The 3,245-nt window shown below is 59.2% G+C and carries 3 protein-coding genes and 1 pseudogene; 1 reads left to right on the top strand and 3 read right to left on the bottom strand.

What is annotated here, in order from left to right; genetic code table 11:
* Positions 1 to 964: 964 nt before the first annotated feature.
* The 3 genes from LH128_RS33670 to LH128_RS33675 all read right to left on the bottom strand — a co-directional run bounded on the left by LH128_RS33670 (position 965) and on the right by LH128_RS33675 (position 2,783).
* On the bottom strand, positions 965 to 1,129 hold the full coding sequence (locus LH128_RS33670; RefSeq protein ID WP_156800016.1) for a hypothetical protein: 165 nt from the start codon (positions 1,127 to 1,129) through the stop codon (positions 965 to 967).
* Between the two features lie 763 nt (positions 1,130 to 1,892).
* The gene (locus tag LH128_RS21825; RefSeq protein ID WP_008831861.1) at positions 1,893 to 2,183 is read right to left on the bottom strand and encodes a hypothetical protein; all 291 of its coding nucleotides are present in this window, start codon (positions 2,181 to 2,183) and stop codon (positions 1,893 to 1,895) included.
* A 414-nt stretch (positions 2,184 to 2,597) separates the two neighbouring features.
* A complete protein-coding gene (locus tag LH128_RS33675; RefSeq protein ID WP_156800017.1) occupies positions 2,598 to 2,783 on the bottom strand; it encodes a hypothetical protein in 186 nt (61 codons plus the stop codon).
* Positions 2,784 to 2,924: 141 nt separating this feature from the next.
* Between LH128_RS33675 and LH128_RS21830 the strand changes: the two are divergent.
* Positions 2,925 to 3,245, top strand: a pseudogene (locus tag LH128_RS21830) (IS6-like element IS6100 family transposase); the annotation flags it as partial.

Genomic DNA, 3,245 nt, shown 5'->3' on the forward strand with positions numbered 1-3,245 from the left:
TTCGGGAACCCACGATCCGATCTGGCGATCGAGGCGAGTTGGCCAATGAAGCCGCCTCGCTCGCTCTGTTCCAGTATCCAGCGCCCGAAAGGCAAGGATTTCGAACTGGTCTCATAGCCTCCGAGGTCAAGCGGACCATCCATCTTCGATAGTGCAGGCATCGCAGAATCACTCCTTGGTGGAATGACGCAATGCTATATGTTCCTCATTTGTTCTGCAATCCGTTACGGGACGGTTATGGGAACGAAACGGTTCGAGACAGTCTTCGAGTACTCGCAATGGGGCTTTGACACCGCGGTCGAGTGCCGCTGTGGGCACCAGGCGGGGCTGAAGTGCAAGCCTGCGGTAGCCGCGACGTGCAGTGCAGCCCGTCAGAGCGACGCTGATGCCACGCCGGTTTTGCACTTCGAATGGCGAGGAATCCCCGCTCGACGAGGTGGCCGCCCGCATGTGGGCATCGTGCGAGACGTGAGACCCGGCGACGCAGTGGACCAAGAAATAGGACTATGCTGGGCCGCACTGGCAGTTCGTGTTCCGGAACTATGCGCACACATTCCTGGCAGCGGCGCGCGGGGATCACGATCGCGACGGTTAAGCCCAGCCCCCCGGCCCGGATGAACCCCTTCGCGATTGACTTTATCGATATCGCCGGGCGCGAGGCGGAGCAGGAGCCCATCCAGCCCTGCGGCTGGCGCTTGCCTAGCTCTCGACCAGCCTCATCGCAGTGGACTGGCAAATAGAGCGCTTTTGGACCCGCTTGACGTAACCGCCCGGCACCCACGGCATGAACCTTTACTTTCAGACGCGGGATGTTTCGATCTATCTCAACCGCTGGAAAATCCTGGCTAAGGAGCGATCAGAGCCACGAAAGCGAGGGAGCTCAACGCCCGGTCAAGGCTGAGAAACGCGACCGGCAAACCGATAAGGATCGAGGCGACGGCAGCGACGCCCCAATAGCGCCGGGTCATTCGCGCTCTCCCGCATGATCAACCACAACTATGTCGATCATCGCTCGAAAGAAGGCGAGCAAATCCGCCGCCGGCATCGCAGGAACTTGGAAGGCTCCGTGATCGATGGCGCGCTCCACATCTTCTTCCGTTGCCTTGCGGCGAGCAACCGATACGTCCATCCGACAATCTCCGATTTCTGTCGGTCAAATCATCGACTTGCATAACATAGATTAATCTCGCACGACGTTGCATTCGTGCACACAGGATTTGAAATCCGGCAGAAGCTTGTGAAATTTTTGTTCCGCAGGCCCGGCCTATCGCGGCAGCGCAAACGCTTTCCTCGTAAGCCTCAAGATGCCTAGTTGCCTTCCTCCCGATACGGGCTCGGCTGTTCGAAAAAGCCCGTAGCGACCGCCGCAATCCCGCCTGCGACGATCAGAAAGATTATGGCCCCCACCACGAAAAAGCGGAGGACTGGCCGCTTCCCGCCAAGAGGTGTCACGAGGCCTTTATCTATAATCCACATCATATGCCCCGGTAGCTGAAAACCGCCGTCACGGGTGGCTTTCCAGAACCGCCAACTCGTGCTGAGGTTTCCCGACATCCTTACGTTAGGTTGAGAGGATCAAGACCGCAAAGATTGCGGTTCATAGCGAACTAGCGGGCTTTCGGCCAGTTGGTTGGGAAGCGTAACCGAGATCGGCGATTCCGGTTACACCCCATTGTTGCCGTTCCGGCTCCTGAGGGCGCTTCCCGGAAGCTGCCGTTGTAAAGTCGGCCGCGGCAAAGCTAATCTCGACCGTCGGCAGCCCGGACTCCTGCTCCTTGATCATCCCGACGATTTGCGCCTCGGTAAAAACGGCTCTTCCTCATGTGCCGATTCCTTCTCGTGCGCAGCCTCTACATCAGAATTAGGGTTCTCTCAGCGGGTGCTGTCGTGGGTCAAAAGCAACGATCTTGCCGCCCGCCATCCGTCCAAGCTGGCCAAATTGACAGTGTGTTGAGATTGCTGAGACGGGCCCGATCGTTCATGAGCTTCATCGACTGGCGCAGCGACTGCCAGCAGGCCCAGAGCATCAGGATGGTGTCGCCGCGCCCGAGCTGCGCGACCTGCCGTTGCGCAAGGTCTTCCCACATCATGGTACCGGCATGCCCGCGGTCAGGACGCGGCTGAAGTGCAAGGCCTGCGGCAGGGGTGACGTACAATGCTCGCCGGCGCAGCGTGACCGGCATGGGTGATGGCCCCCTCACCCTTCCTTCGTTGGACGTCTGAACCGCCTTACCCTCGACATCGTAGAATATGCGCGGCACCGTGCCGAGCACGCCCCAATCAAGCCGGGGCCGGAGATCCGCCTGGTGCTAGACGTCCTGATGATGCCGCGGGCAGCAACAGGCTTCGAGGTCACCCGCTTCTGGGCGGCCTGACCTAGAAACCTTACGTTGCCTGCACTTGGCGGGATTTCAGGGAGATGAACCTGAACTATCCGGTGCAAGCATGGAAGGAAACCGCCAAGAAGCGCGGGTGACCGCTATTGTCATGATGCGGTGCAGCGAAACCGTTCACGCCGCACATGCGGCCCGAAGGGCTTTACAGCCCTTGCAATCAACTGGCCCAGCTCTCGCAAGAGGTCCGGGCCTTATTGCGGTTCACGATAACGCCCATATTCCAAGGGCGATCACCGCCCAAAGCCCGGTATTGATGCCGACGATCCAAAACAGCCCGTTCACTTTTTTGGGTGTTTGCGGGGGCGCGTAATAGGTGATTTCAAAAGCGTGAGGCATAACCGACTCCTCGCGTCTCAATTGAGCGAGAATGGCATTGCGGCGCGCCAATCCAAGATGGAGATAGGTTCACACCTCTTCGTTCTTACCGCCGATCCGGCGGCATTGCCCCGCATTGCCGAGGTCGGCAGGGCTCTGTTGCAAAAATCGTGAAGCTTGAGCATGCTTGGCGGAGATTGGACGGACGGAACGATGACGGATTTCAAGTGGCGCCATTTCCAGGGTGATGTGATCCTGTGGGCGGTGCGCTGGTATTGTCGCTATCCGATCAGCTATCGCGACCTTGAGGAAATGCTGGCGGAACGCGGCATTTCGGTCGACCATACGACGATCTATCGCTGGGTCCAGTGCTACGCCCCGGAGATGGAGAAGCGGCTGCGCTGGTTCTGGCGGCGTGGCTTTGATCCGAGCTGGCGCCTGGATGAAACCTACGTCAAGGTGCGGGGCAAGTGGACCTACCTGTACCGGGCAGTCGACAAGCGGGGCGACACGATCGATTTCTACCTGTCGCCG

The organism is Sphingomonas sp. LH128, assembly GCF_000293195.2.
Taxonomy (GTDB): Bacteria; Pseudomonadota; Alphaproteobacteria; order Sphingomonadales; family Sphingomonadaceae; genus Novosphingobium; species Novosphingobium resinovorum_A.